The organism is Streptomyces coacervatus (genome assembly GCF_029223485.1).
GTDB lineage: Bacteria > Actinomycetota > Actinomycetes > Streptomycetales > Streptomycetaceae > Streptomyces > Streptomyces coacervatus.
Genome location: NZ_JARHTP010000005.1, coordinates 484,696 through 507,941, shown reverse-complemented (window position 1 = coordinate 507,941; position 23,246 = coordinate 484,696). Strand labels below are relative to the sequence as shown.

The window sequence follows — 23,246 nt, the reverse complement described above, 5'->3', positions numbered from 1 at the left end:
GCTCTGCTGCGGGCCCGGGTGCGCGACTGGCGCGGGGGCGGAGCCGTTCCGCTGGGCGGGGGGCTGCTCGGTGACCGGGTGAGGGCGGATGAGTGAGACGCCGGATTGTCGGGGTGCGGAGTTTTCGGACGGGGTTTCGGAGCGGGCCTCCTCCGAGCGCAGTTCGGAGGGGACTTCGGTGGAGGCGCTGGGGGGTTGGGGGGTGGGGGGTGCCGGCGGATTCGGGTGCGTTGTCGGGTGCGGGCTGGTGGGGGCTTGTCGCGCCGTTCCCCGCGCCCCTTTAGGGCGTTGCCCGCGACGGAAGTCATAGGTGTCCGGTACCGCGTCCTCAACGGGGGCGGGTTCGGGTGCCGGTTGCCTCGGGTCGCGTGCGGCGCGTACGAGACGGGTGTCCAGGTAGACCGGGGTGGGCGACTCGTTCGGGGGCCCGCCGGGTTGCTCGGGCTCGTCCGCGGGCTCCGGCGCGGCATCATCGGCCGGCTCGGTCCCGGGTGAGTCCTGGGACTCGGATGGCTCTTCCTCACCTGTCGGCCGATCGGACCCCACCTCCGCCCCATTGCCCTCTCCCCCGCCGACGGGAAGCGTCGGCGTGGGCGCCGGGAACGCTATCGGGCGCAGGGCCTCCTCCAGGTCCTGCAGAGGGGGGCGGACCGACGGTTCCTTCTCCAGCAGTGCGGCCAGGACGTCCCGCAGGGGGCCGGCCGCGGCAGGGAGTGCGGGCTCCTCGTACAGGACCGCATGCAGCGTGGCCAGGGTCGTGTCGCGGGAGAAGGGGGAGCGGCCGCCCAGGGCCGCGCAGAGTGTCGCGCCCAGTGACCACACGTCGGACGGCGGGCCCTGGGGGCGGCCGGAGATGCGCTCAGGAGCCATGTAGTCGGGGGAGCCGACGAGCATGCCGACCATGGTGAGCGCCTTGGCGTCCTGGATCGCGGCGATGCCGAAGTCCGTGAGGACGATGCGCCGGCCGCTGCCTTCCACCAGGACGTTCCCCGGTTTGATGTCCCGGTGCAGGACGCCGCGTGCGTGCACCTGGCGCAGTGCCGCCACCAGGCCGAGCCCGATCCGTGCCGTCTCTCCCGGCCCCAGTGGTCCCTCCTCCACCATGATCTGTTCGAGGGAGCGGCCGACGACCAACTCCATGACGATCCACAGGCGTTCGCCCTCGTCGACGACGTCGTAGACCCGCACCACATTGGGATGGTCGATCCGGGCGGTGGCCCTGGCCTCGCGCAATGTGCGTTCGCGGCGGGTGCGGGTGTCCTCCGCGTCGAGGCCGTCTATGCGTATCTCCTTGACGGCGACCGGGCGGTCGAGCATTTCATCGGTGGCTCGCCACACCCGCCCCATGCCCCCCTGGCCGATACTTTCGACCAACCGATAGCGCTCCGTCACCAGTAACCCTGGGACTCCGCCGTTCCTCGTATTCCCCGAATTCCCCGGCAATCCGCTGCACCCCCTCGATCACCCTGATCAAATCGATCACCCTGATTGACTCGATCGCCCCGATAACCTCGATCGCCCCAGTTACCTCAACCGCGCCCCGACTGAAACACAATGGTCACACTTCATGCCGTACCAGCATAGTGCGGAGAAATCTTGTGGTAGCTCTTCAAGTACTGCGAATTCAGGCGCAGCCAAGGGGGATGTGAACATGAGTTCTCGTCGCACGACGACCATCGCGGGATCGCTGGTCGCAGCATCTTTTTCGGCGGTGATGATTCTTTCCTTCACTGCCAGCGCGGACGACCAGGGGCCCGGCAGCAGCAAGGGGGGAAAGGCCGTCGACGAGGCACCGGCAGGTGTAAAGCTGACCACGCTCCTGCCTTCGAAGATCTCGGTCGACAACGGCACCAAAAAGACGGCGATCACCGCCACGGTCAAGAACGAAGGGACCAAGGACAGCGGAAAGATCCAGCTTGTGGTCGCCGGTTTCGACGGCCTCACGGTCAAGAGCGTTCAAGGCTGCTCCCAGATTCCCGAAAAGAGTCTTCCGAAGGGTTCGAACAGCGCTTTCTCCTGCGCGATCGACAATCTGGCGGCCGGCAAGTCGAAGTCGTACGCCGTCGATGCCACCTACGATCTGAGCAAGACCGGCAAGATCTGCCTGCCCGTTCAGTCCGGTGACGGGAAGAAGACGTACTGGCAGCAGGGACCGGTTCCGTTCGGTACGACGAATCCGTCGCCGAACGCCCCGGCCACCCCGCTGCTCCTCGGCACCGACAACAAGCCGGTGGCGCCGGGCGGCAGCGAGCTGCCGAAGACCGGTGTCGGGCGGGACGTCCTGCCGTTGGGTGCGGCGGGCGCGTCGCTGATCGCGGCCGGTGCGGCGGGGCTGTGGTGGTCGTCCCGGCGGCCGAGCGGGCAGCAACTGCGCGGCTGAGCACACCGCCCGTACAACATTGCCCGTATAACCTGACGCTCCCTGTCAGGTTATACGGGCACGATGCCTGGCATGACCTTCGTCGACAATACCTCTGACCTGCTCGTCCTCCGTCCCGGCGACCCCGGCTACGACGACGAACTCGCCGGTTTCCAGACCGGGTTCGCCCAGCGGCCCGCCGTCGTCTTCGCCGCCTCCTCGGCCGACGACGTGATCGCCGCCGTGCGGTACGCGGGCGAACGCGGGCTGCCGATCGGCGTGCAGGCCACCGGGCACGGGCTGCCCGGTGGGTCCGAGGGCGGGGTGCTCGTGACGACGAAGCGCATGGACCGCGTCACCGTAGATCCCGGGACCCGCACCGTCCGTGTCCAGGCGGGCGTGCGCTGGGGGCAGGTCGTGGCGGCCGCCGAGCCGTACGGCCTGGCTCCGCTCAACGGCTCCGCGCCGAGCGTCGGCGCCGTGTCCTACACGCTGAGCGGCGGACTGGGCATTCTGGCAAGGGAGTTCGGGTATGCGGCCGACCATGTGCGCTCCCTGGACATCGTCACCCCCGACGGCCGGCTGCGGCACGTGACTCGGGAGTCCGACCCCGACCTGTACTGGGCGCTCCTCGGCGGCGGCCACAACTTCGGCATCGTCACCGAGCTGGAGATCGGCCTCGTACCCGTGCAGACCCTCTACGGCGGCTCGCTCGCGTTCGACGGACGCGAGGTCGACCCGGCTGCCGTGCTGCGGGCGTACGAGGAATGGACGCGGACCGTGCCGGACGGGCTGACCTCGTCCTTCTCGGCCGTACCGTATCCGGACCTGCCGGCGTTGCCGCCGCATCTGCGCGGCCGGTACGTGGTCTCCGTGCGCATCGCGTACACGGGCACCGACGGCGGGCAACTCGTCGCTCCGCTGCGGGAGTTGGGTCCCGCGCTCGCCGACTCCCTGCGGGAGATGCCGTATGCCGAGAGCCACACCATCCACAGCGACCCGGACTTCCCGCACGCGTACTACGGGGACAGTGCGGTGCTGGGCGAGCTGGACGTGGCGGCCGCCGGTGAGCTGCTCGGGCGGGTCGGTCCGGACGCGGGCGGGCCCATGTGCGTCGTGCAGATCAACCACCTGGGCGGGGCGCTCGCGCAGCCGGCGCCGAACTCGGTGCCGTATCGCGAAGGGCGGTTCCTGGTGCGGCTGTTGACGGTGGGCGACCGGGAGGCGGCGCGGGCCGTACTGGATCCGGCGTTCGCGCTGCTCGCGCCGGTCAGGCTCGGCCGCGCCCTCAACTTCGCCTTCGGCGCCGGGGATCGGACCGGCGGACTCTACGACGCCGAAACGCTGAAGAGGCTCGCCGAGCTGAAGTCGCGGTACGACCCGGCGAACCTCTTCCGCAGGAACTACAGTCTCAGCCCTTGTTGACGAGCTTCCAGGCGGTGGGCGTCACGCCCATCGCCAGCGCCGCCTTCAGGGCGTCGCCGAGCAGGAACGGGGTGAGGCCGGCCGCGATCGCGGCGGAGGCCGAGATGTCCGCCGCGTAGGCCAGGTACGGGACGCCGACGGCGTAGATGATCGCCTCGCCCAGCAGCATCGTGCCCGCCATGCGCAGCACGGAACGGTCGGCGCCGCGGCGGGCCAGGGCGCCCACCACGGTGGACGCGAGGAGCATGCCGAGGATGTAGCCGAAGGAGACGGAGACACCGGAGGTGCCGCCCGCGAACCACGGCACACCGGCGAGCCCGGCCAGCGCGTACAGGACGAGCGAGGCCAGGCCGCGGCTCGCGCCGAGCGTCGTGCCGACCAGCAGCGCGGCGAAGGTCTGGCCGGTCACCGGCACCGGGGAGCCCGGGACGGGCACGGAGATCTGGGCCGCGAGGCCGGTGAGCGCGGCGCCGCCGAGCACGAGTGCCACGTCCCGGACGCGGGAGGCGGGGAGGAGGTCGGCGAGGACCTCACGGGGGCGGGCGGGGGCGGCAGCGGTGCTCATGGGGACTCCGCGGGTCGGGGACACAAGGGGACTCGGTGACGCTAACCCAGGGCAGTGGAGGTGATCACCGTCAGCGCCCGACAAAGGGTGGAGCTGCGGTTTCGTGGGCTCCACACAAAGGATGTGGGTTACACCGGGTACGGCGTGACACCGGTCACGGAGAGGGAGTGACCTGGCCGTCGCCGTCTCGCCCGTCGGTCGCCGTCTGGGCAGCGGTGGCCCGTTTTGCTAGCTTCGGGCTCATGGTCGCCCAGTCCCGGAACTTCTCGTCGCGTCGCCATGTCGACCTGCGACGAGTCGGCGCGTCCGCCTGTCATCTGCCTTAGCGGGGCGGGCGGAGCGGATCCGGCGCGTCTCGCTGTACAAGACGGCGCAGTGTCGGACCCGTTCCTGAGGATGATCGCCATGCCCCGTACCGCGGCAACCACTCTTCCCTCCCCTCCTCCCCGTGACGACCGGCGCCGGACGAGCGCCAGCGTCGTGCTGCGGTCCGTGCTGGAGCACGGGCCGGTGGCGCGCTCCACCATCGCCCGGCTGACCGGGCTGTCGCCCGCGTCCGTCACCGACTACTGCGCCCGGTTCACCGAACTCGGCCTGATCCGCGAGTCGGCCGTGCCCCGGCGCTCGAACGGGGTGGGCCGTCCGCACGTCCCCGTCGACCTGGACGACTCGCGGTTCGTGGTCGGCGGGGTGCATGTGGCCGTGCCGTACACGACGGTGGCGCTGCTCGATCTGCGCGGCCGGGTGGTGGCCCGGCGGGAACTCGAGCACGAGAGCACCGATCCCGGTGCGGTGCTGGCGCGGGCCGCCGACGGGCTGGGGGCACTGCTGGCCGCCGCTCCGGGCTGGGGACCGCTCGGGGTCGGCGTGGCCGTCGGCGGCTGGGTGGACCGGGAGTCCGGGACCGTGGTGGAGCACACCCTGCTGGGCTGGCGGGACGTGGCGGTGCGGGAGGTGCTCGGCGAGCGCACCGGGCTGCCGGTCCATGTGGACGGCCACGCGCGGGCGTTGGTCAACGCGGAGCGGCTGTTCGGGCGGGCGCGGGGCAGTAAAAGCGTGCTGCACCTCTTCGTCGGCAATGTGGTCGACGCGGCGTTCGCCACCCACGACGAGGTGCACCACGGGCCCCGCTCCCAGGCGGGCGCCATCGCCCATCTGCCGGTGCCGGGCGGCACGGAGCCGTGCGACTGCGGCCGTATCGGCTGCCTCCAGGCCGAGTTGAGCGAGCGGACGCTGTGCCGGCGGGCGCGGGAGGCGGGCGTGGTGGCGGGGGTGAACCCGATGCATGTGGTCGCGGCGGCGGACGACGGCGACCCGGAGGCCGTACGGCTGCTGGTGGAGCGGGCCCATGCCGTCGGGCGGGCCTCCCGGTTGCTGCTCGACGTACTGAATCCGGAGACGGTGGTGGTGAGCGAGCTCGGCATCATCCACCGGGAGGACTGCCTCGCCGCACTGCGCCAAGCAGTCGGGGACGAACGCGCGGCGTCCGTCATCCCGACGAGTTTCCCGGAATCGATCCTCGCGGTGGCGGGCGGTTCGGTGGCGCTGGACGTGCTCTACCGCGACCCACTGGCGTCCTCACCTGAGGGTATTTAATTCAGAAACGCGGAATGTTGACAGGGGTCATGCGTGACCAGGAAAATCCTGTTCATGAGCCCGATCGTGAGCTGTCGCACCCTTTGTTGCTGACACGTTGCCGCGTGTGAAGCGCTCATTTCCTCCTGCGTGAATTCCCTTCCCTGGCTTTCCCCTGCCCGGAATTCCGCCTGCGCTCTTTCCTTCTGCGCTCTTCCCTTCTGAAACTCACGGAGTCCTGCCATGCCTTCTTCTCCCGTGTCGGGTGTCGACCGACGGCTCTTTCTCACCTCCCTGCTCGGTGCCGCGGCCGGCGTCGCCGGGCTGAGCGGCTGCGCGGGCAGCAGCGCCGCCGCCGATGCCAAGGGCGCCTCGGCCGCCCCGCTGGCCGACAAGGTTCCGGCCGGTACCAGCCTGAAGATCGCCTCGTATCTGGGCACCCAGCAACTCCAATTCAAGCTGGCCAAGTTGGAGCTGCCGTTCAAGGTGTCGAGCTGGGTGAACATCGGAGCCGGCCCCGATGTCATCAACGCCTTCCGCGCCAAGTCCCTGGACCTGGCCAACAACGCGGGAATTCCGCCGATCCAGGCGCACTACCAGGGTTTCGACGCGAAGATCGTCGCGATCGACATCACCCGCAAGCCCAATTACCTCTTCGCCACCAAGCCGGGCAGCGACATCCGGTCGGTCGCCGACTTCAAGGGCAAGAAGCTCGCGTTCTCGCAGGGACAGGCCCAAGGTGTCGTACTTCTGCGGGCGTTGAAGAAGGCGGGACTGAAGTACGACGACGTCGAACTCGTCCCGCTGACCAGCAACCAGTTCCTCACCGCCCTGCAGTCGGGCCAGGTGGACATCGCGCCGCTTGCCAACCAGCAGGCGCCCGCCTATCTGTCGCAGTACGAGTCCAAGGGCGCACACGCCATCACCACCGACGTCGTCGACCTCCTCAACCTCCTGTGGGCGCCGGCCTCCGTACTGAACGACTCCGCGAAGGCCGCCGCGGTCGCCGCGTACATCCCGTACTGGGCCAAGGGCCAGGTCTGGACGTACGAGAACCCCGATGCCTGGAACGAGGAGTTCTACGTCAAGACGCAGAACCTGACCGCCGCCCAGGCCAAGTCGATCTCCGATCTCGCCAACAAGCCGCTGTTCCCGCCGAGTTGGGACGAGGCGATCAAGTGGGAACAGGAGACCGCCGATCTGCTGGCGGAGGGCGGCTTCGTGAAGAAGTTCGACGTCTCCTCGCTCTTCGACCACCGCTTCGAGTCCATCGCCGCCAAGGCCGTACCGGCGGAGTACCGGAGGTGAGCGCCGTGACCAGCACGACCACGACAGCCCCCGTGCTCGCGGAGGCCCGGGACACACGGCGGGTACGCCGCCGGGGCCTCTCCCCCGGCAGACGCCTGCCCGCCTCCCGTCTCATCGGCCCGGCCGCCGTCCTGGCCCTGTGGGCCGCCGCCTCCGCCGCCGGACAGCTCGACCCGGGCGCGATCCCGGCGCCCTGGACGGTGCTGCGGACCGCCGGTCGCCTGTGGACCGCCGGGACCCTGCCCACCGACATCCTGACCTCGCTGGAGCGGGCCGCGTACGGCTTCGCGATCGGCCTCACCGCCGGCGTCGGCCTCGCGCTGGTGTCCGGGCTCAGCCGGGTCGGCGAGGCGCTGATCGACGGGACCGTGCAGCTGAACCGGGCGATACCGACCCTCGGTCTGATCCCGCTGTTCATCCTCTGGCTCGGCATCGGCGAGGCCTTCAAGATCGCGATCATCGCCATCGTCGTCTACATCCCGATCTACCTCAACACACATGCCGCGCTGTCCGGCATCGACAGCCGGTACGTCGAACTCGCCGAGGTCCAGGGCCTGTCGAGGTGGGCCTTCGTCCGGCAGATCGTCGTCCCCGGCGCCCTGCCCGGATTCTTCGTGGGACTCCGGCTCGGGGTGACCGGCTCCTGGCTGGGCCTGGTGGTCCTGGAGCAGATCAACGCCACCAGCGGACTGGGCTATCTGATGTTCCAGGCCCAGAACTACGGCCAGTCCGACGTCATCCTCGTCGGCCTGCTCGTCTACGGCGTCTTCGGTCTGGTGTCCGACAGCGCAGTCCGTCTCATCGAACGGAGGGTGCTGTCATGGCGCCGCACACTGAGCAGCTGAGTACTGGGCAGCCGAGTTCTGGGCAGTTGATCACTGGGCAGTTGAGTACTGGGCAGCTGACCCGGCCCGCCGTACAGCTCAGGGAACTCACCAGGTCGTTCGACGGGCGGACGGTGCTCGACGGCATCGATCTCGACCTTCCGGCAGGGCAGTTCACCGCTCTGCTCGGGCACAGCGGCTCCGGCAAGAGCACGCTGCTGCGGGCGATCGCCGGGCTCGACCAGAAGGTCACCGGGAGCGGTCGGCTCACCGCCCCGGAGCGGCTGTCCGTGGTCTTCCAGGACGCGCGGCTGCTGCCCTGGCGGCGGGTGCTGGACAACGTACTGCTGGGCACCGACGGCGAGGAGAAGGGTCGTGCGGCCCTTGCCGAGGTGGGCCTGAAGGGGCGTGAGCTGGCCTGGCCCAACGAGCTGTCGGGTGGCGAGGCGCAGCGCGCCGCCCTGGCCCGGTCGCTGGTCCGCGAGCCCGAACTGCTGCTGGCCGACGAGCCGTTCGGGGCGCTGGACGCCCTGACCCGCATCAAGATGCGCGCGCTGCTGCGGGAGCTGTGGGAGCGCCACCGCCCTTCGGTGCTTCTGGTCACCCACGACGTGGATGAGGCCATCGTGCTTGCCGATCGGGTGCTGGTGCTCGACCGAGGGCGCATCGGGGTCGACCTGACCGTCGACCGGTCGCGCCCGCGCGGTGAGTATCGGTCACGGTTGCTGGGGGCGCTTGGTGTGACGGAGGACAGCCGGTGAGCGTCGGCCGTGGTGGGCGTCTGCTGCGGGCTGCCGCCCCCAGGCCCCCGCTTCGGCCCTCAAGGGGCCTCGTCCTCAAACGCCGGACGGGCTGAAGTGCCGTGACCGGCGGCCGAAAGAAGCCGGACGGGCTGAAGTGCACTGACCGGCGCTCGTAAGCCACCCCCCTGTTGTCCCCCGGATTCCTCCCCCTCTTGCCCCCCGAGTCCCCCCTATTCCTGTCCGAAGCAAAGGACGCCCATGCCCCGGCAACTCCACCTCAACGCCTTCCTCATGAACACCGGCCACCACGAAGCCTCCTGGCGCCTCCCGGAGAGCGACCCGTACGCCCACGTCGAGCTGGACCACTACATACGCCTCGCCCGGATCGCCGAACGCGGCACCTTCGACTCGCTCTTCCTCGCCGACGGACCGCAGCTGTGGGGCAACATCGCCCAGCGGCCCGCCGGAGCCCTCGAACCCCTCACCCTGCTCACCGCGCTGGCGACGGCCACCCAGCACATCGGTCTGATCGCCACCGCCTCCACCTCCTACAACTCCCCCTACAACCTGGCCCGCAAGTTCGCCTCGCCCGACATCATCAGCGGTGGGCGGGCGGGCTGGAACATCGTCACCACTGCGGGTGCGGAGGCCGCGCGCAACTTCGGGCTGGACGCGGAGCCCGCCCACGCGGAGCGGTATGCCCGCGCCGCCGAGTTCCTCGATGTCGCCCTGAAGCTCTGGGACAGCTGGGAGGACGACGCGATCGTCGCCGACAAGGCGGCCGGCGTCTGGGGCGACGACAGCAAGATCCACCCGCCACGGCACAAGGGGACGTACTTCAGCGTCGAGGGGGCTCTCAACGTCCCCCGCTCTCCACAGGGTTACCCGTTGCTGGTGCAGGCGGGGTCGAGCGAGGACGGCAAGGCGTTCGCGGCGCGGTACGCGGAGGCGGTGTTCACCGCGCAGCAGACCCTGGCCGACGCGCAGGCCTTCTACGCCGACCTCAAGTCCCGTACGAAGGCCACCGGCCGGGATCCCGAGCACATCAAGGTGCTGCCCGGGATCGTGCCGGTCATCGGCTCGACGGAGGCGGAGGCACGGGCGAACGAGCAGGTGCTGGAGGACCACATCGTGCACCGGCACGGGGTGGCCAACCTGGAGCGGTTGCTCCAACTCCCGGGCAGAACCCTGGAGTTGGACGGACAACTGCCCTCCGACCTCCCGCCCGAGGACGCCATCGAGGGCGCCAAGAGCCGCTACACGCTCATCGTCGAACTCGCCCGGCGCGAACGCCTCACCGTCCGGCAGCTGATCGGCCGGCTCGGCGGCGGACGCGGCCACCTCACCTTCGCGGGCACGCCCGAGCAGGTCGCCGACGCGATCGAGACGTGGTTCACGCAGGGCGCCGCCGACGGTTTCAACATCATGCCCGCCGTGCTGCCCTCCGGCCTGGAGACGTTCGTCGACCAGGTCGTCCCGATCCTCCGCGCCCGCGGCCTGCTCCGCACCGAGTACGGATCGCGCCGGACCCTCCGGGAGCGCTACGGCCTCCCCCGCCCCGCCAACCAGCACGTCACCACCACTCCCGCACTCGCCTCCGTCTGAAAGGACCCGTGAACATGTCCGCCATCGAAATCCAGAAGGTCACCGCGAACATCGGCGCCCGCGTCTTTGGCCTCGACATCTCCAAGCCGCTCGACGAGGAGACGGCCGTCGCGGTCCGCGAGGCCCTCAACGTCCACAAAGCCCTCGTCTTCGACGACGTGAACCTCGACGACGAGGGCCAGCAGGCCTTCGTCCGTCACTTCGGTGACGTCACCACCGCCCATCCGACGGTCTCCTCCGTGGACGGCGTCCCGAACGTCCTGCCCGTCGACAGCGAGCGCGGCCGCGCCGCCAACCACTGGCACACGGACGTGACGTTCGTCCTCAACCCGCCGCAGGCCAGCACCCTGCGCTCGATCACGATCCCGCCGTACGGCGGCGAGACCCTGATCGCCAGCTCGGCAGCCGCCTACCGCCAACTCCCCGAGTCCCTGCGCCAGTTGGCGGACACCCTGTGGGCGGAGCACACCAACGACTACGACTACGCCGTCTCCGAGGAGGAGCTCGACGAGCAAGAGGCGGCCCAGCGCGCCCAGTTCACATCCATCAAGTACCGCACGGTCCACCCGGTGGTCCGCGTCCACCCGCTGACCGGTGAACGCGGCCTGTTCATCGGCGGCTTCGCGCAGCGCATCGTGGGCCTGTCACCGTCCGAGTCCCGCAAGATCCTCGACCTGCTCCAGGCGTACGTCACCCGCCCGGAGAACATCCTGCGCCACCGCTGGTCCGAGAACCAGCTGGTCCTCTTCGACAACCGCATCACCCAGCACTACGCCATCGACAACTACGACGGCCTGCCGCGCCGCCTGCACCGGGTGACCGTCGCCGGTGACATCCCGGTCGGCATCGAGGGCAAGGAGAGCTACTCGATCGAGGGCGACGCCTCGCACTACACATCCGTAGCCGCCTAGTCACAGCACGTACCGGGCGCGTCCGGATAGTGGGCAGCCTCTCCTCCTGACCGGAGAGGCTGCCCAGACTGTGGGCGTTTTTGCCCATCTCACGTAATGGACGAGCCGCGCCCATGCCCAGCAGCACCACCGAGGTCGAGACGCCGCCACAGGCGGACGCCGACCCCACTCTGTCCCACGGCCTGAAGCAGCGCCACCTGTCGATGATCGCTCTCGGGGGTGTCATCGGTGCGGGCCTGTTCGTGGGCTCCGGCGCGGGTATCGCCGCGGCCGGCCCCTCCATCGTCGTCGCCTACACGCTCTCCGGCCTCCTCGTGATGCTGGTGATGCGGATGCTGGGCGAGATGTCGGCCGCGTACCCGTCATCGGGCTCCTTCTCCGCTCATGCCGAGCGCGCGATCGGTCCGTGGGCAGGCTTCACCGCGGGCTGGTCCTTCTGGGTGCTGCTCTGCACGGCCGTCGGACTGGAGGGCATCGGCGCGGCGAAGATCGTGACGGGCTGGCTGCCGGGGACGCCCGAGTGGGCGTGGGTGGCCCTCTTCATGGTCGTCTTCTGCGTCACGAACCTCGCCGCGGTGAAGAACTTCGGCGAGTTCGAGTTCTGGTTCGCGGCCCTGAAGGTCGGGGCGATCAGCCTGTTCCTGGTCCTGGGCGTGCTCGCCGTCGCAGGTGTCCTGCCTGGCACAAACGCCCCGGGGACCAGCAATTTGAGCGACTTCCTCCCGAACGGCAGCGAGGGCCTGATCGTCGGCGTACTCGCCTCGATCTTCGCGTACGGCGGCCTGGAGACCGTCACCATCGCGGCGGCCGAGTCGCAGGACCCGGTGCGCGGCGTGGCGAGCGCGGTCCGCACCGCGATGTGGCGCATCGCGCTGTTCTACATCGGCTCGATGGCGGTCATCGTGACGCTCGTCCCGTGGGACTCTGCCGCGGTCGTCGAGAAGGGCCCGTACGTCGCCGCCCTCGACCACCTCAACATCCCGGGCGCCGGGCAGGTCATGAACGTCGTCGTCCTGGTCGCCCTCCTCTCCGCCATGAACGCCAACATCTACGGCTCCTCGCGCATCGCCTACTCACTGGTGGAGCGGGGCCACGGCCCGAGGGCGCTCGGCCGGGTGTCCGGCGGCGTCCCGCGCATCGCGGTCCTCGCCTCCTCGGTCTTCGGTTTCGTGTGCGTGGTGCTGAGCTACTGGCGGCCGGACGACGTCTTCCCCTGGCTGCTGAACATGATCGGCGCGGTGATCCTGGTCGTCTGGATCTTCATCGCGGTCAGCCAGCTGCGGTTGCGGGCACGCCTGAACCGGGAGGCGCCGGAGAAGCTCGCCGTACGGATGTGGGCGTTCCCGTGGCTGACGTGGGTGGCCCTGGCGGGCATGGCGGCGATCTTCGTCCTGATGGCCCGGGAGCCCGACACCCGGGTCCAGCTCTACTACACGGGCGGGATGACGGCGGTGCTGGCGGCGGCGGGGTATGCCCGACAGAAGGCCAGGCACTGACGGCACTGACGGCGCTGACACAACCGCGCCGCACCACCGAGAGGCCCCCCGTGCACCCCACGGGGGCTTCTTGTTGCTAGCGTGTACTTGCAAGTAGATTGCAATAAGAGTTTCGGAGGGGACCCCGCCATGCCCGTCTACACGCTGCCCGACCTGCCGTACGACTACTCCGCACTCTCCCCGGTGATCAGCCCCGAGATCATCGAGCTGCACCACGACAAGCACCACGCGGCGTACGTGAAGGGCGCCAACGACACGCTGGAGCAGCTCGCGGAGGCGCGGGACAAGGAGTCGTGGGGCTCGGTCAACGGCCTGGAGAAGAACCTGGCGTTCCATCTGTCCGGGCACATCCTGCACAGCATCTACTGGCAGAACATGACCGGTGACGGCGGCGGTGAGCCGCTGGCGGCGGACGGCGTGGGCGAGCTGGCGGACGCCATCGCCGAGTCCTTCGGGTCGTTCGCGGGCTTCAGGGCGCAACTGTCGAAGGCCGCCGCGACGACGCAGGGTTCGGGCTGGGGCGTCCTCGCGTACGAACCGCTGAGCGGCCGCCTCGTCGTCGAGCAGGTCTACGACCACCAGGGCAACGTCGGCCAGGGCTCGGTGCCGATTCTGGTCTTCGACGCGTGGGAGCACGCCTTCTACTTGCAGTACAAGAACCAGAAGGTGGACTTCATCGAGGCGATGTGGCAGGTCGTCAACTGGCAGGACGTGGCACGACGTTACGAGGCCGCGAAGTCCCGTGCGGATGTTCTTCTGCTGGCGCCGTAAGGGCGTATCGGGTCGTCCTGCCTCGTGATCGTCTTCTCACCGTTCATGCAGGCAGGCGGAATGACGGAGAGCCCCCGCGAGGACGTGACTCGCGGGGGCTCTCCGGTGGGTGCGCGCGCTACGCCGGGTCCGGCTCGCACGGAACATTCAGCGAGATCAGCCCGACCGACCCGGTGTTCATACGGAGTTCGGTGAGCGCCGCGTTCCGCAGTCGCGGAAAGACCCGGCGGTATTCGCCCAACGGGATGCCCAGCAACTCGCAAAGCACCAGCCGCAGCAGCGTGTTGTGCGCGACCACCAGGACCCGCTCCTCGTCGTGCGCGGCGGCGATGCGGTGCAGCGCGGCCGCGCCCCGTTCCGCCGCGGCCGTCGGGTCCTCGGCGCCCGGGAACGGGTGGGTCACCGGGTCGGCCCGGAACGCCTCCGCCGCCTTCGGGTGCTCAGCCCCGAACTCGGCGAGCGTCCGGCCCTCCACCACCCCGAAGTCGCATTCGCGCAGGTCGGGTTCGCGGTGTGGGGTGAGGGCCAGGGCGCGGCAGGCGGGGGCTGCGGTGATGACGGCCCGGGACACCGGGGAGGTCCAGATCGCGTCGACGGGGTGGGCTGCGGCCCAGCGGCCGAGGGCTTCGGCCTGGGCGTGGCCCGTGTCGGTGAGGGCGACGTCGCTCACGCCCGCGTAACGGTTCTCGGCGTGCCAGACGGTCTGCCCGTGGCGGGCCAGCAGGAGGGTCGTGCTCATGAGTCCGGAGTATTCCGGTAGTCGGCCGCGTCCAGGTCCAGGCGCGCGTGTGCGTGTGCCGCGACCGGCGCCGACAGCCAGCCCCGCGCCGCCAGTTCGTCGACGAGGCGGGCGTACGGCTCGGCGAACAGGGCCGTGCGGTCGGGGTCCGGTTCGAGGACCGTACGGATGCGGACCATGCGGTCGGTGATGTCCACCAGGGAGCCCGCACCCGTCCCGTGCGCCGCCAGTGCCGCCATGCCCAGCGCCGGTTCCGTCTGGGCCGGTACGCGGGCCGGGCGGCCCAGGATGTCGGCGCGCAGCTGGTTCCAGTACGGGCTGCGGGCGCCGCCACCGGTGAAGGTGAGCGGGCCGTCGAGCGGGGCGCCCAGGTGGTGGAGGTAGTCCAGGCAGAGGCGTTCGGTGAAGGCGACGCCCTGGAGCAGCGCGGCCCACAGGTCGGCCTCCCCGTCGGGCTCGCCCAGCATCAGGGCGGAGGCGTGCGGTGCCAGGAACGGGAACCGTTCGCCGGGCGACACGAGGGGGTACGCCACCGCGCCCGAGGGTTCGTAGGCGGCCGCCCGCTCGTCCATGGCCACCGGGTCTACGCCCGCGAACGCCGCCGTCAGCACGCCCGCCCCCACGCTCGACGCCCCGCCCGGCAGCCAACTCCCGTCCGGCGCAAGGTGGTTGTAGACCACGCCGGTGGGGTCGTGGACGGGCGTCGGGGAAGCTCCCTTCAGGACGAGGGTCGTGCCGAGCACCGAGTTCCAGGAGCCGGGGCGCAGGGCACCGGAGGCGATCTGGGCCGCGCAGCCGTCGGTCATCCCGGCGATCACCGGGGTGCCGGCGGGGATGCCGGTGGCCTCCGCGGCGGCCGGGCAGACCTCGCCGAGCCGGGTGCCGGGGCGGACGACGTCGGGCAGGGCCTCCCTGGGCAGGCCCATCACGTCGGGCCAGGCCTCCCGCTCCACGTCGTAGGCCGTCTTGAGGGCGTGAGAGGAGTCGGTCGGCACCGGCTTGCCTACGAGCCGTGCGGTGATCACGTCCGGCTGGTGGGTGATCCGGCCCCGTCCGTACGTCTCGACCAGCCAGCGCGCCTTCGGCAAGGCCCAGGTGTCCTGCACCGCCAGCCCGGCCGCCCGCGCGCTCGCCGCCTCGGCCGCCGCGCGCCCGTCGTCGTACATGAGCCCGGGGCTCAGCGGCTGCCCCTCGGCGTCCGTGAGCAGCACGGTCCCCGAGGTCCCGCACACCGCGAGCCCGGCGATCCGTACACCCGAAAGGGAACCGATCGCCGCCTGCGACGCCGTGCACACCCCCTTCCACCACTCCCCCGGATCCTGCTCGTGCCGCTCCCCCACTCGGCTGCCGCCGAGCGGTGCCGAGCCGCTGCCGAGGACCGTGCCGTCCCCGGTGACCGCCAGCACCCGGACGCTCTGCGTGCCCAGGTCGATCCCCAGCCAAGCCTCACGCTCGTCCAGCATCCGTACCTCCGGGCCTCGCAACCGATTCTGTGAACTTCACACCCTCCACCGATATTGACCCGAGTTTTTCCCTTGCGCGAGGGATTGACGCGCAACTTCCGCCGTTACACCCTCTGTTAGCGAGTCGACTCAACGTGTTAACCCAGACAGCGCACCGGGCCCGACCCCACGCGGAGGTCACGGATGGACACGCACGTGCACGACCGCCGACGCTTCCTCGCCCTCACCGCCGGGGCCGCCGCCACCCCGTTGCTCGCGGCCTGCGGTGCCGGCTTCGGGGGCGGCAACAAGAAGAGCGACGGCTCGGCCGCGGACGACGTCACCGGCTCCTTCGACTGGAGACGGGAGAAGGGCACAACGGTCAAGGCGCTCCTCAACAAGCATCCGTACACGGACGCCCTCATCGCCGACCTCAAATCCTTCACCGCCAGGACCGGCATCAAGGTCGAGTACGACGTCTTCCCCGAGGACAACTACTTCGACAAGCTCACCGTGGATCTGTCGAGCGGGCGGGCCTCGTACGACGTCTTCATGCTCGGCGCGTACATGGTGTGGCAGTACGGGCCGCCCGGCTGGCTCGAAGACCTCGGGCCCTGGATGCGCAACTCCTCGGCCACCGAGGCCGATTGGGACCAGGCCGACTTCTTCCCGAACCTCCTCCAGGCCGACCAGTGGTCGCTGAAGGACGGCACCCCGCTCGGGCAGGGCGGCCAGTACGCACTGCCGTGGGGCTGGGAGACGAACGTCGTCGCGTACAACACGGACGTGTTCAAGAAGCTGGGCCTCAAACCGGCCGAGACGTTCGACGAGCTGCGCGAGATCGCCGGCGTCATCAAGAGAAAAGCTCCCGGCGCCGGTTACGACGGCATGTACGGGATCGCGGTGCGCGGGTCGCGCAGCTGGGCCACCATCCATCCCGGCTTCATGACCATGTACGCCCGCAACGGCCTGCACGACTTCACCGTGCAGGGCGGCAAGCTCAAGCCCGCCATGAACACCCCAGAGGCCATCGCGTTCACGCAGGACTGGGCGGGCATGGTCAAGCAGGGCGGGCCGCCGTCGTGGACGTCGTACACCTGGTACCAGTGCTCCAGCGACCTCGGCGCGAAGAAGGCGGGCATGCTCTTCGACGCGGACACGGCGGCGTACTTCCAGGCCGTGGCGGGGGCCTCCCCCGCCTCCGGGAAGATCGCCTTCCATCCCGGGCCGAAGGGGCCGGGCGGCTCCCTCGCGACCAACATGTGGATCTGGTCGCTCGGCATGAACGCCAAGAGCAGGAAGAAGAGCGCCAGTTGGCTGTTCGTGCAGTGGGCCACCGGCAAGGAACACCTGCGCAAGGCCGCCATCACCAACAACCACATCGACCCCGTACGGAAGTCGATCAGCCAGGACGGCGCCTACAAGGACAAGATGAAGCACCTGCCCGGCTTCATCGAGACCTTCGAGACGGTCGTCGACCAGACGAAGATCCAGTTCACCCCGCAGGCGCAGTTCTTCGACGCAACCACCAGTTGGGCCGCGTCCCTCCAGGAGATCTACGGCGGCCAGAACGCCAAGTCGGTGCTCAACGGGCTGGCGAGCGACCTCGCCTCCAAGATGGGCTGAGCGGCGATGGGCTGGCGGCTCACCCTGCGACCGTACGTCCTGATCGTCCCCGCGCTGCTGCTGACCTGCGGGATCCTCTATCCCTTCGGCCTCGGGCTCTACTACACGCTGTTCGACTTCTCGGCGAGCAAACCGCAGCCGGACATGGTGCGGCTGCACAACTACGAGACCGTCTTCACGCAGGACGCCTTCTGGAACTCCGCGTGGGTGACGGTGTTGTACGCCGTCGGGGCCGCCGCCGTGGAGACCGTGCTCGGGGTCGCCGTCGCCCTGCTGCTGCACCGCTCGTCGATCGTCGGGCGGGTGCTGGAGAAGATCCTCATCCTGCCGCTGATGATCGCCCCGGTGATCGCGGCGATCATGTGGAAGCTGATGCTCCAGCCGTCGGTGGGAGTCATCAACCACCTGCTGAAACCCTTCGGGCTGGGGGGAGTTCAGTGGACGGACACCCCCACCGGGGCTCTCCTGTCGTCGATCGCCGTCGATGTCTGGGTGTACACCCCGTTCGTGGCGATCCTCGCCCTGGCCGGTCTGCGGTCGCTGCCCGCCTCCCCGTTCGAGGCGGCGGCCGTGGACGGCGCGGGCTGGTGGTACACCTTCCGGCGGCTGACGCTGCCGATGCTGTGGCCGTACGTGCTGGTCGCGGTGATCTTCCGGTTCATGGACTCGCTGAAGGTCTTCGACATCATCTACGCCCTGACGGAGGGCGGGCCCGGCGATTCGACCGTCGTCCTGCAGATCCGGGCGTACCTGGAGGCGATCCGCTTCCAGCGCTACAGCTTCGGGATCAGCTACACGATCGTCCTCTGGGCCGTCGTCTACCTCGCGGCGATGGTGCTCGTGCGCCACCTCGGCCGTATCCAGCGAAAGGCGGCCGAGGCCAAATGACCGGCATGACCGGCTTGACCGTCAGGAAGCGTCTGTTGGGATGGCTGGCGGATCTCGCCCTCATCCTCTACTTCGTCTTCGCCCTTTTCCCCATCGCCTGGATGGTGATCCTCTCCCTGAAGCCCGCGAACCAGCTCTTCAGCACGTACTTCTCCTTCACACCGACCCTCGGCTCCTACCGGACCGTGCTCGGCGACAGCGAGGGCATCCCGTTCGTGCGGTTCTTCGTGAACAGCCTGGTGGTGTCGGTGGGGGCGGTCGTGCTGTCGCTGGTGGTCGGGCTTCCGGCGGCGTACGCGTCGGCGCGGTGGCGGTTCAAGGGCTCCGAGAACCTGATGTTCACGCTGCTGTCGTTCCGGTTCGCGCCCGAACTGACCGTGATCATCCCGCTGTTCGTGCTGTACCAGAAGCTCGGGCTGTTCGACACATACGTCGGCATGATCTGGGTGCTGCAACTCGTCACGCTCCCGCTGATCGTGTGGATCATGCGGTCCTACTTCGCCGATCTGACACCGGAGCTGGAACAGGCGGCCCTGCTCGACGGCTACACGCGCAAGCAGGCGTTCTTCAAGGTGGCGCTTCCGCTGGTCAAGCCGGGCATCGCGGCAGTGTCGCTGCTCGCCTTCATCTTCGCCTGGAACAACTTCGTGTTCCCGCTGATCCTCACCTCCAACGAGGCCCAGACCGTGACCGTCGGCGCACTGTCCTTCCTCGGCGGCGACCGGCCCAAGTACAACCTCACGGCCGCGGCGGCGCTCGTCTCCGTCGTACCGCCGTTGCTGCTGGCCCTCACCATCCAGCGGTATCTGGTGCGGGGGCTGTCGTTCGGGGCGGTGAAGTCATGAGCTCTTCCCGTACGGCGATCGGGCTGCGGGGGATCCGGAAGACATACGGGAAGACCACGGCCCTCGACGGCCTCGAACTCGACGTAAAGGAGGGTGAGTTCTTCTGTCTGCTGGGGCCGTCCGGCGCCGGTAAGACGACCACCCTCAAGACCGTCGCCGGACTCGAACAGCCCGACTCCGGCACGGTCGAGCTCGACGGCAAGGACATGCGGGGCGTGGAGCCCTACGACCGGGGCGTGGCGATGTGCTTCGAGAGCTACGCCCTCTACCCGCACCGCTCCGCCTACGACAACCTCGCCTCCCCGCTCCGCTCGCCCCGCCACCGGCTGCCCGCCGCCGACGCCCGCGACCGTATCGCCGCCATCGCCGAACTCCTCGGTATCGGCGGCCTGTTGGATCGCCCGGTGGGTCAACTGTCCAACGGGCAGCGGCAGCGCGTCGCCCTCGGCCGGGTCCTGGTCCGCCCCGCCCGCGCCTTCCTCCTCGACGAGCCCCTCTCCCACCTCGACGCCAAGCTGCGCCAGCAGATGCGCGCCGAGCTGAAGGCGATCGGGGCGGTCCAGAACACCACCACCCTCTACGTCACCCACGACTCCGTCGAGGCCCTGGCGCTCGGCGACCGGATCGGGGTGATCCGGGACGGGCGGATCGTGCAGACGGGGACGCGGGAAGAGATCTGGTACCAGCCCTGCGACACGGAGGTCGCCCGGGCCTTCGGGCGGCCGCGGATCAATCTGCTGCCGGGGGCCGTCGCGGCCGACGGCGGTTTCCGGTCGGCGGACGGGAAGGTCGAGCTGCCGATCAGCGCCGCGGCCTCTCCCGGTACGGAGGTACTGATCGGCGTCCGGCCTCGTGACCTCGCGCTCGGCGAGGGCCCTGGGCACGAGCTCACCGGCACGGTCTACGTCACCGAGGTGCTCGGCCGGTCGGTCGAGGTCACCGTCCGGCTCGGCGAGCAGCATGTGTCGCTGGTCGCCCCGCGCGCCGACACGGCCGGTCTACGGCCCGACGATCCGGTACGGCTGACGGTCCGGCCTGAGAACCTGCTGCTGTTCGAGGCCGACCGGCCGGAGCGTCCAGGACGAAGGATCGGGCGATGAACAACACGCAGCAGGGCCCGGCGGCCCGTCAGGCCGCCATGGCCGAACAGGTTCTTGCCGACGGTTCGGCGACCGCCGCCGAGCTCGCCGAGCGGTTCGGAGTGAGCCTGATGACCATCCACCGGGACCTCGACGAGCTCGAACGGCAGGGCATCGTAAGGAAGTTCAGGGGCGGGGTGACCGCCCAGCCGTCGGGCGTCTTCGAGTCCAATGTCCAGTACCGGCTGAAGACGATGCGGGCGGAGAAGGCCGCCGTCGCCGAGCAGGCGATGCGCTTGATAGAGCCGGGCATGGCGATCATGCTCGACGACTCCACCTCCACCCTGGAGATAGCCCGCAGGCTGCGTCTCGGCGAGATGGGCCCGCTGACGGTCGTCACCAATTTCCTGGAGGCGATCAATCTCCTCGCCGACCAGCGGGGCATCCATCTGATGGCCCTCGGCGGCGACTACGACCCGCTGCACTCGTCCTTCCTCGGGGTGTCCTGCGTGGAGGCGGTGCAGTCGCTCCGCGTGGATGTGTGCTTCGCGTCGACGTCGGCCGTGCACGGGGGTTACGCCTACCACCAGGAGCAGCACATCGTGTCGGTGAAGCGGGCGATGCTCGACTCGGCCGCCCGCAATGTCCTGCTCATCGACCACACCAAGCTCGCCCGGACCGCACTGCACCGGGTCGTCCCGCTGTCCCGTTTCGACCTGCTCCTCGTGGACGACGGGGCGTCGCCTCAGGCGCTGCGGGACCTGGACGAGCACAAGGTCGACTACCAAGTCTGCGCGAAGGCACCGACGGCGACGAAGGGCAGCGATGACCGAGCTGGAGCTACGTGATCTGCGCAAGACCTACCGGTCGCGGGGGCGGCCGGCCGTGGATGCGGTGCGCGGCATCGATCTCGCGCTGCACTCGGGGGAACTGCTCGGGCTGCTCGGCCCGTCGGGCTGCGGCAAGTCCACCACGCTGCGGATGATCGCCGGGCTGGAGACGGTGACCGGCGGGGACATCCTGGTGGGCGGCGCCTCCGTGGTCGACCGCCCGGCGCAGCGGCGGAACATCGGCGTCGCCTTCGAGAACTACGCGCTGTATCCGCCGCTGACGGTGGCGGAGAACCTGGCGTTCGGCCTGAAGGCACGCAGGGGACGGGACCGCAAGGACGTCGATCGCAGGGTCGCCGAGATCGCCGACCGCGTCGACCTCACCGGCATCCTCGACGCCCGCCCGGCGGGCCTGTCCAGCGGCCAGAAGCAGCGCGTGTCGCTGGCCCGCGCGCTCGTCCGAGAACCGGACGTGCTGCTGCTGGACGAGCCCCTATCCCACTTGGACGCGGCCCAGCGCGACACCACCCGCCGCGAACTCAAGCGCATCCAACGGGACTTGGGCCATACGACCATCCTGGTCACGCACGACCAGGAGGAGGCCCTCTCCCTCGCCGACCGGATCGCCGTGATGAAGGACGGCGTCATCCAGCAGCTCGGCACCCCCTACGAGATCTACGACAGCCCCGCCAACCTGTTCGTCGCGGACTTCGTCGGCGAACCCGCCATCAACCTCCTCCCCGGCATCGCGGACCCGGACGGTCACGCCCGCCTCTCGCGCTCGGTACGGATCGCGCTGCCGGTGCCGGTGGCTGTGGCCGATGGCCGCGAGGTCGTGGTCGGCATCCGCCCGGAGGACCTGCACCTCACCGGCGACGGGGGCCTGCCCGCCAGGGTCGTCGCCCATGAGCCGCTGCTGGAGGCGGGCATCGCCACCCTCGCCCTCGACGGTGTGGAGCGCCCCCTCGTTGTCCTCACCGACCCCGAGGTGCGCCTCGCCCACGACGAGCGGGTCCGTGTCACCGCCGATCCCGACCACACCCATGTCTTCGACGCCGAGACAGGAGACTCTCTGCGATGAGCTTTGCGACGGGCTTTGCAACGGGCTTTGCAACGGGTGAACCCGTGCGTGTCGTCGCCGCCGGCGACCACTTCATCCTGCCGTCGCTCATCACAGCGGCGCTCCGCCATGAACTTGCTTGTGATGTACGAGAGTTGACACTGGGCTGGCCGCTGGAACCCTTCGGTCCGGTGGCCGAGGTGACGGAGGCCAGCGACGCCGAGGACGAGCTGATCGAGGCGCTCGCGGGGGCGCAGGTGCTGGTCACCCAGATGGGGCCGGTGACGGAGCGCGTCCTGGACGCCTGCCCGGACCTGCGGCTGGTGGTCGTGTGCCGGGGCGGCCCGGTCAACGTCAACCTGGACGCGGCCAAGCGGCACGACGTCCGCGTCTGCTTCGCCCCCGGCCGCAACGCCGCCGCCACGGCCGAGTTCACCGTCGGCCTGATGCTGGCGGCTCTGCGGCGCATTCCCCAGGCTCACAATCTCCTTGCAGGGGAAGGAAGTTGGGAGGGGGCGACGTACTACACGTATGAACACAGTGGACTGGAGCTGGAGGACCTGCCGGTCGGGCTCGTCGGATACGGGGCGGTCGGCAGCCGGGTCGCCCGCGCGCTGTGTGCGTTCGGTGCGCAGGTGATGGTCTACGACCCGTATGTGCGCGGCGAGATCCATGGGCTGCGGGTGTCCTCGCTGGACGAACTCCTGCGGCGTTCCCGGGTGATCACCCTGCATGCCCGGCTCACCCCGGAGACCCGTGGCCTGATCGGCGCCCGCGAACTGGCGCTGCTGCCGCGGGGCGCGGTGGTCGTGAACGTGGCGCGCGGTCCGCTGCTTGATGAGGATGCGTTGTGCGATGCGCTGGAGCGTGGGGGGCTGTCGGCGGCGGCTCTCGACACGTATGTGCGGGAGCCGCTGCCGGCGTCGTCGCGGCTGCATGCGCTTGCCGAGCGGGTTGTGCTCACTCCGCATCTGGGGGGTGCCTCGCGCTCCGTGGCGGAGAAGGCTGCGCGGATCGCTGCCGCGGAAGTGGGGCGGTGGGTTCGCGGTGAGCCGCCGGCTCACGCTCTGACGTGAGTGCCGCGGTGGGTCGTTGTTTGTCTGCCGCGGCGTCGTGGCTGGTCGCGCAGTTCCCCGCGCCCCTTTAAAAGACCGG

General features: G+C 69.7%; 21 protein-coding genes. 17 read left to right on the top strand and 4 right to left on the bottom strand.

Going from position 1 to position 23,246, the window contains the following annotated elements; translation table 11 throughout:
- Positions 1 to 1,374 (bottom strand): serine/threonine-protein kinase (locus P2Q00_RS15990; RefSeq protein WP_500692016.1); only part of this gene is annotated, 1,374 nt, incomplete at its 3' end.
- A 277-nt stretch (positions 1,375 to 1,651) separates the two neighbouring features.
- On the opposite strand from P2Q00_RS15990, the gene P2Q00_RS15985 reads away from it, so the two are divergent.
- On the top strand, positions 1,652 to 2,380 hold the full coding sequence (locus P2Q00_RS15985; protein ID WP_275773188.1) for an LPXTG cell wall anchor domain-containing protein: 729 nt from the start codon (positions 1,652 to 1,654) through the stop codon (positions 2,378 to 2,380).
- A gap of 72 nt (positions 2,381 to 2,452) precedes the next feature.
- Positions 2,453 to 3,784, top strand: a complete 1,332-nt coding sequence (locus P2Q00_RS15980) for an FAD-binding oxidoreductase (RefSeq protein WP_275773160.1) — start codon at positions 2,453 to 2,455, stop codon at positions 3,782 to 3,784.
- On the opposite strand, the gene P2Q00_RS15975 is transcribed toward P2Q00_RS15980, so the two are convergent.
- Positions 3,771 to 4,349, bottom strand: coding sequence for a biotin transporter BioY (locus P2Q00_RS15975; RefSeq protein WP_275773159.1), 579 nt, complete (start codon positions 4,347 to 4,349; stop codon positions 3,771 to 3,773). The genes P2Q00_RS15980 and P2Q00_RS15975 overlap by 14 nt on opposite strands.
- Positions 4,350 to 4,754: 405 nt before the next feature.
- On the opposite strand from P2Q00_RS15975, the gene P2Q00_RS15970 reads away from it, so the two are divergent.
- The 8 genes from P2Q00_RS15970 (at position 4,755) to P2Q00_RS15935 (ending at position 13,582) form a co-directional block, all read left to right on the top strand.
- Positions 4,755 to 5,945, top strand: a complete 1,191-nt coding sequence (locus tag P2Q00_RS15970) for an ROK family protein (RefSeq protein ID WP_275773158.1) — start codon at positions 4,755 to 4,757, stop codon at positions 5,943 to 5,945.
- 222 nt (positions 5,946 to 6,167) lie between these two features.
- Positions 6,168 to 7,232, top strand: a complete 1,065-nt coding sequence (locus P2Q00_RS15965; protein ID WP_275773157.1) for an ABC transporter substrate-binding protein — start codon at positions 6,168 to 6,170, stop codon at positions 7,230 to 7,232.
- Between the two features lie 5 nt (positions 7,233 to 7,237).
- Entirely contained in the window at positions 7,238 to 8,077 is an 840-nt protein-coding gene (locus P2Q00_RS15960; RefSeq protein WP_425579614.1) for an ABC transporter permease, read from the top strand.
- Positions 8,053 to 8,817 carry an ABC transporter ATP-binding protein gene (locus tag P2Q00_RS15955; RefSeq protein WP_275773156.1) on the top strand — a complete coding sequence of 255 codons (765 nt, stop codon included), beginning with the start codon at positions 8,053 to 8,055 and terminating at the stop codon, positions 8,815 to 8,817. The genes P2Q00_RS15960 and P2Q00_RS15955 overlap by 25 nt, the downstream gene beginning before the upstream one ends.
- Before the next feature lie 240 nt (positions 8,818 to 9,057).
- Complete coding sequence (locus tag P2Q00_RS15950; protein ID WP_275773155.1) at positions 9,058 to 10,404, top strand: LLM class flavin-dependent oxidoreductase; 1,347 nt, start codon at positions 9,058 to 9,060, stop codon at positions 10,402 to 10,404.
- A gap of 14 nt (positions 10,405 to 10,418) precedes the next feature.
- Positions 10,419 to 11,315 (top strand): TauD/TfdA dioxygenase family protein, encoded by an 897-nt coding sequence (locus P2Q00_RS15945; RefSeq protein WP_275773154.1) that lies wholly within the window; start codon positions 10,419 to 10,421, stop codon positions 11,313 to 11,315.
- 113 nt (positions 11,316 to 11,428) lie between these two features.
- On the top strand, positions 11,429 to 12,811 hold the full coding sequence (locus tag P2Q00_RS15940) for an amino acid permease (protein ID WP_275773153.1): 1,383 nt from the start codon (positions 11,429 to 11,431) through the stop codon (positions 12,809 to 12,811).
- A gap of 129 nt (positions 12,812 to 12,940) precedes the next feature.
- The gene (locus P2Q00_RS15935; RefSeq protein ID WP_275773152.1) at positions 12,941 to 13,582 is read left to right on the top strand and encodes a superoxide dismutase; all 642 of its coding nucleotides are present in this window, start codon (positions 12,941 to 12,943) and stop codon (positions 13,580 to 13,582) included.
- A gap of 118 nt (positions 13,583 to 13,700) precedes the next feature.
- Here the strand turns inward: P2Q00_RS15935 and P2Q00_RS15930 are convergent, their stop codons facing one another.
- Together P2Q00_RS15930 and P2Q00_RS15925 are read right to left on the bottom strand one after the other, a co-directional pair.
- Entirely contained in the window at positions 13,701 to 14,321 is a 621-nt protein-coding gene (locus tag P2Q00_RS15930; protein ID WP_275773151.1) for a histidine phosphatase family protein, read from the bottom strand.
- A complete protein-coding gene (locus tag P2Q00_RS15925; RefSeq protein ID WP_275773150.1) occupies positions 14,318 to 15,784 on the bottom strand; it encodes an FGGY-family carbohydrate kinase in 1,467 nt (488 codons plus the stop codon). The genes P2Q00_RS15930 and P2Q00_RS15925 overlap by 4 nt, the downstream gene beginning before the upstream one ends.
- Positions 15,785 to 15,967: 183 nt before the next feature.
- Between P2Q00_RS15925 and P2Q00_RS15920 the strand changes: the two genes are divergently transcribed.
- The 7 genes from P2Q00_RS15920 to P2Q00_RS15890 are packed head-to-tail and all read left to right on the top strand — an operon-like array spanning position 15,968 to position 23,167.
- Positions 15,968 to 17,389: an ABC transporter substrate-binding protein gene (locus P2Q00_RS15920; protein ID WP_275773149.1), complete on the top strand. Its 1,422-nt coding sequence runs from the start codon at positions 15,968 to 15,970 to the stop codon at positions 17,387 to 17,389.
- Between the two features lie 6 nt (positions 17,390 to 17,395).
- A complete protein-coding gene (locus P2Q00_RS15915; protein ID WP_275773148.1) occupies positions 17,396 to 18,277 on the top strand; it encodes a carbohydrate ABC transporter permease in 882 nt (293 codons plus the stop codon).
- 5 nt (positions 18,278 to 18,282) lie between these two features.
- Positions 18,283 to 19,122, top strand: coding sequence for a carbohydrate ABC transporter permease (locus tag P2Q00_RS15910; RefSeq protein ID WP_275773147.1), 840 nt, complete (start codon positions 18,283 to 18,285; stop codon positions 19,120 to 19,122).
- A complete protein-coding gene (locus P2Q00_RS15905) occupies positions 19,119 to 20,222 on the top strand; it encodes an ABC transporter ATP-binding protein (RefSeq protein ID WP_275773146.1) in 1,104 nt (367 codons plus the stop codon). The genes P2Q00_RS15910 and P2Q00_RS15905 overlap by 4 nt, the downstream gene beginning before the upstream one ends.
- Complete coding sequence (locus P2Q00_RS15900; protein ID WP_275773145.1) at positions 20,219 to 21,049, top strand: DeoR/GlpR family DNA-binding transcription regulator; 831 nt, start codon at positions 20,219 to 20,221, stop codon at positions 21,047 to 21,049. Before P2Q00_RS15905 ends, P2Q00_RS15900 begins: the two co-directional genes overlap by 4 nt.
- Positions 21,027 to 22,112, top strand: a complete 1,086-nt coding sequence (locus P2Q00_RS15895; protein ID WP_275773144.1) for an ABC transporter ATP-binding protein — start codon at positions 21,027 to 21,029, stop codon at positions 22,110 to 22,112. The genes P2Q00_RS15900 and P2Q00_RS15895 overlap by 23 nt, the downstream gene beginning before the upstream one ends.
- Positions 22,109 to 23,167: a 2-hydroxyacid dehydrogenase gene (locus tag P2Q00_RS15890; protein WP_275773143.1), complete on the top strand. Its 1,059-nt coding sequence runs from the start codon at positions 22,109 to 22,111 to the stop codon at positions 23,165 to 23,167. The genes P2Q00_RS15895 and P2Q00_RS15890 overlap by 4 nt, the downstream gene beginning before the upstream one ends.
- Positions 23,168 to 23,246: the final 79 nt, after the last annotated feature.